The organism is Mesorhizobium sp. P5_C1 (genome assembly GCF_054049815.1).
In genome coordinates this window covers 1-4,126 of record NZ_JBFULQ010000488.1, presented here as the reverse complement: position 1 = coordinate 4,126, position 4,126 = coordinate 1, and the positions used below count along the sequence as shown (strand labels likewise).

General features: G+C 65.1%; 3 protein-coding genes. 2 read left to right on the top strand and 1 reads right to left on the bottom strand.

What is annotated here, in order from left to right; translation table 11 throughout:
* Window positions 1-46 precede the first annotated feature (46 nt).
* The gene (locus tag ACXJ7R_RS26395; protein ID WP_457154392.1) at window positions 47-1,846 is read left to right on the top strand and encodes an ABC transporter transmembrane domain-containing protein; all 1,800 of its coding nucleotides are present in this window, start codon (window positions 47-49) and stop codon (window positions 1,844-1,846) included.
* A 36-nt stretch (window positions 1,847-1,882) separates the two neighbouring features.
* Here ACXJ7R_RS26395 and ACXJ7R_RS26390 read toward each other — a convergent pair whose 3' ends face one another.
* Window positions 1,883-3,370, bottom strand: a complete 1,488-nt coding sequence (locus ACXJ7R_RS26390; protein ID WP_457154391.1) for a carboxypeptidase M32 — start codon at window positions 3,368-3,370, stop codon at window positions 1,883-1,885.
* A 142-nt stretch (window positions 3,371-3,512) separates the two neighbouring features.
* Here ACXJ7R_RS26390 and ACXJ7R_RS26385 point away from each other — a divergent pair, with 142 nt between their 5' ends.
* The gene (locus ACXJ7R_RS26385) at window positions 3,513-3,866 is read left to right on the top strand and encodes a DUF1304 domain-containing protein (protein WP_457154390.1); all 354 of its coding nucleotides are present in this window, start codon (window positions 3,513-3,515) and stop codon (window positions 3,864-3,866) included.
* Window positions 3,867-4,126: the final 260 nt, after the last annotated feature.

The window sequence follows — 4,126 nt, the reverse complement described above, 5'->3', positions numbered from 1 at the left end:
CATATATTGAGGCGCATAGCCAGAGGCGGCTAGAGGAAACGCAGGAATGGYGCAAACCAGCAGCGCAGACGAGCGCCGGCGCTCGCTCAAGCCGCTCAGGCGCCTGTTCCCGTACATCACGCATTATCGCACGCTGGTCGTCGGCGCGCTCATTTCGCTGGTCATCGCCGCGGCAACGACGCTGGCGCTGCCGCTGGCCGTGCGGCGCATGATCGATCATGGTTTCTCGTCGGCCAACACCATCTTCATCGCCGAATATTTCGCAGCCCTGGTGGCGATGGCCGCCGTGCTGGCGGCCGCCTCGGCCAGCCGCTACTATTTCGTCATCACGCTCGGCGAGCGCGTCGTCGCCGATATCAGGCGCGATGTCTTTACCCATGTGACGACGCTGTCGCCGTCCTTCTTCGACACCGCCCAGTCGGGCGAGATCGTGTCGCGGCTCGCCGCAGACACCACGCAGGTCAAGTCGGCGGTCGGGGCGACAGCCTCGGTGGCGCTGCGCAACGTCATTCTCGGCCTTGGCGCGTTGGGGATGATGGTCGTCACCAGCCCGAAACTGTCCGGCCTGGTCATTGCGGCCATTCCGGTCATCGTGCTGCCGCTGGTCGCCTTCGGTCGCTCGGTGCGGCGCAAGTCGCGGCAGGCGCAGGATACGCTTGCCGATGCCACCGCCTATGCCAGCGAACAGATCGGCGCGGTGCGCACCTTGCAGGCCTTCACCAATGAAAAGCTCGTCACCGGGCATTTCTCGGGCGCGGTGGAAGCCGCTTTCGAGGCGGCGCGTGCCTCGATCTTCGCGCGCTCCTTCCTCACCTTCTTTGCCATTTTCACCATCTTCTCGTCCGTCGTGGCGGTGCTGTGGTTCGGCTCGCGCGACGTGCTCGACGGCAATCTGTCGCCAGGCACGCTCGGCCAGTTCCTGCTCTATTCGGTGTTTGCCGCCGGTGCGCTCGGCGCGCTGTCGGAGGTCTGGGGCGAGCTGGCACAGGCGGCGGGTGCTGCCGAACGCCTGACCGAGATCCTGGCCGAGAAGCCGGCAATCCAGGCGCCGGCCGATCCGAAGCCGCTGCCTGCCGTCGCCAAGGGCGCGATCGCCTTCGATGACGTCTCCTTCTCCTATCCGGCAAGGCCGGACCGCGCTGCCGTGCACGGCTTGAGCTTTCAGGTCATGCCCGGCGAGACGGTGGCGATCGTCGGTCCGTCAGGGGCCGGCAAGAGCACGGTCTTTTCGCTGATCCTGCGCTTCTACGATCCTGAAACCGGCAAGATCCTGATCGATGGCGTCGATGTACGCGAAGCCGATCCCGTCTCGGTCCGCGAACGCATCGCCATCGTGCCGCAGGACGTCACCATCTTCGCGGCAAGCGCGCGCGACAATATCGGCTTTGGCCGGCCGGGCGCCAGTGAGGCCCAGATCGAGACGGCGGCGAAGGATGCGCTCGCCGACGAATTCATCCTCAAGCTCGAAAAAGGCTATGACAGCCAGGTCGGCGAGCGCGGGGTGACACTGTCCGGCGGCCAGCGCCAACGGGTGGCGATCGCTCGCGCCATCCTGCGCGACGCGCCGATCCTGCTGCTCGACGAGGCGACCTCGGCGCTCGACGCCGAAAGCGAGACGCTGGTGCAGATGGCGCTGGAACGGCTGATGCAGGGCCGCACCACCATCGTCATCGCCCACCGGCTGGCGACGGTGTTGAAGGCCGACAGGATCCTGGTCATGGATGGCGGCCGCATCGTCGAGGAAGGCACGCATCAGAGCCTCGTCGCCAAGGGCGGCATCTACGCGCGGCTGGCCAAGCTGCAGTTCGAAACCGGCGCCAGCGCCTTCAGGGGCGCGGCGGAGTAGTCGCAAACATCTGCCCCCCTGATGTGCCGACAGCCCTTACGCGGCTCCGTATCGCTGCTTCAGATGGTTGACGAAATAGCTGGCGTCGAGCTTTTCGCCGGTGGCGCGTTCGAGCAGATCTGGTGTCGACCAGCGAGACCCCTGCGACCAGATTTTTTCGCGACGCCAGGCGTTGATTGACGCGAAATTGCCTTTGGCGAGATCGTCATCGGCGGAAGGATGCTCACGCGTCAGCGCCGCCCATTGCTGTGCCGCCATCATCGCGCCCAGCGTGTAGGACGGGAAGTAGCCGAAGGCGGCACCCGGCCAGTGCACGTCCTGCATCGGCCCGTCGGCCGGATTGTCGATGGTCGAGAGGCCGAGATAGTCGCGCATCTTGGCGTCCCAGGCTTCTGGGAGTTCTGCCACCTCCAGCCTGCCCGAGACGAGCTCCTGCTCCAGTTCGTAGCGCAGGATGACATGCAGCGGGTAGGTCACCTCGTCGGCATCGACACGGATCAGGCCGCGCTCGACGTGATGCACATGCGGCAGGATGTCGTCGAGCGACCAGGCTTCGCCGAGATGCTTTTCGACCACCGGCAGCGCCCAGCGCCAGAAGGCCGGGTTGCGGCCGAGCTGCTTTTCGACGAACAGGCTCTGGCTTTCATGCACGGCCATGCCGCGCGCCTTGCCGAGCGGCCAGTGCCCCCATGCCTTCGGCAGGTTCTGTTCGTACAGCGCATGGCCGGTCTCGTGCAGCACGCCCATCAATGCCGACAGGAAGTCCGAGGTTTTGTAGCGGGTGGTGATGCGCACGTCGCTCGGCACGCCGCCGCAGAAGGGATGGTGCGATACTGACAGCGACCCGTGCGTCAGGTCGAAGCCGACCGCCGTCATCATGGCAAGGCCGAGCTCGCGTTGCCGGTCGATCGCATAGGTCCCCGAAAGCGGCTTCAGCGGGCGCTTGCGCAGCCGGGCTTCCTGTATCGCCAGCGCCTCCGGCACGAAGCCTTTCAGGAAAGCCTTGAGGTCGGTGAAGACAGGCGTGATGTCGGCGGCGCGGTTGCCGGGGTCGTATTGCTCCATGAGCGCGTCATAAGGGGCAAGACCGAGCACGTCGGCACGCAGCGCCGCCTCTTCGCGCACCAGCGCCACCACGCCCTCCAGCGCCGGCAGGAAGCCTGCCCAGTCGTTCTTGGCGCGCAGGTCGCGCCACAGCTGCTCGCAACGCATGCGCGCGGTGGTCTGACGTTCGACGAACTCGACCGGCAGGCAGGTCAGGTTGGTGTACTGCCGCCGCAATTCGGCGACCGCGGCCCGTTGCTCCTCACTCAACGCTTCCTGTTCGGCCGCGGCGAGCCAGTCGGCGATTTCCGGCGCCGTTGCCCTGGTGTGGTACATGCCGGCCAGCGCCGACATTGCCTCGGCGCGCTTCTCGCCGCCACCGACAGCCATATGGGTGGCCTCGTCGGCGCCGAGAATGGCCAGCGCATGCTCGAGCGCTTCGAGCTTGTGGCCGAGATCATCGAGTTTCTGAAAGGACATGGCAGGTTCCGTGATTGAGGACGGCGCGAAAAGATACCAACGCAAAAGCGTTTGCAAGCCTGCGGCCCTGTGCGGTGGAAGCATCTTGCACAGGTGAGGTCACGCGTGAAATGCTGCCGGCCACGCCTGAAGGGGGAACAACATGATCGGCAACATCCTGGTCGGACTGGTGGCCTTGATCCATGTCTACATCGTCTATCTCGAAATGGTGCTGTGGGACACGCCGCGCGGGCACAAGGCGTTCAATCTGAAGCCGGAATTCGCCAGCGCCTCGAAGGTGCTCGCCGCCAATCAGGGTCTCTACAACGGCTTCCTCGCCGCCGGCCTGATCTGGGGGCTTTTCCTCGGGACAGCCGGTTTTCAGGTCAAGGTTTTCTTCCTGTTGTGCGTGGCCATTGCCGGCCTCTATGGCGCGGCAACGGTTGGCCGCAAGATCCTGTTCATTCAGACCGTGCCGGCGGTCGTCGCCCTGATTGCCGTCTGGCTTGGTTGGTAGGAAACTGGGCTGGCAGGAACCTGGGCTGGTAGCAAGCTGGGCCGAGGGAAAAAGGACGCCCGCGGGAGAGGGGGCCCCGAGGGCGCCAGGTGGTCCTTTCCTGGCGCAGGATCTCGGAAGGAATCATGCGCGAGATCGAAGTGCTAGAGCTTGGCGTTCAAGCTTTCAGCCGTTCGGATAGTTTCCGCCGTCGGAGCCATCGCCCATCAGGAAATCGCTGCCAATACCGACCCTCAGACGCTGGTCGACATTGTCGAGAC

Bases quoted from the DNA above. Each gene is read 5' to 3' on its own strand.
- ACXJ7R_RS26390 (WP_457154391.1), bottom strand. From the start codon at position 3,370: ATGTCCTTTCAGAAACTCGATGATCTCGGCCACAAGCTCGAAGCGCTC.
- ACXJ7R_RS26385 (WP_457154390.1), top strand. From the start codon at position 3,513: ATGATCGGCAACATCCTGGTCGGACTGGTGGCCTTGATCCATGTCTAC.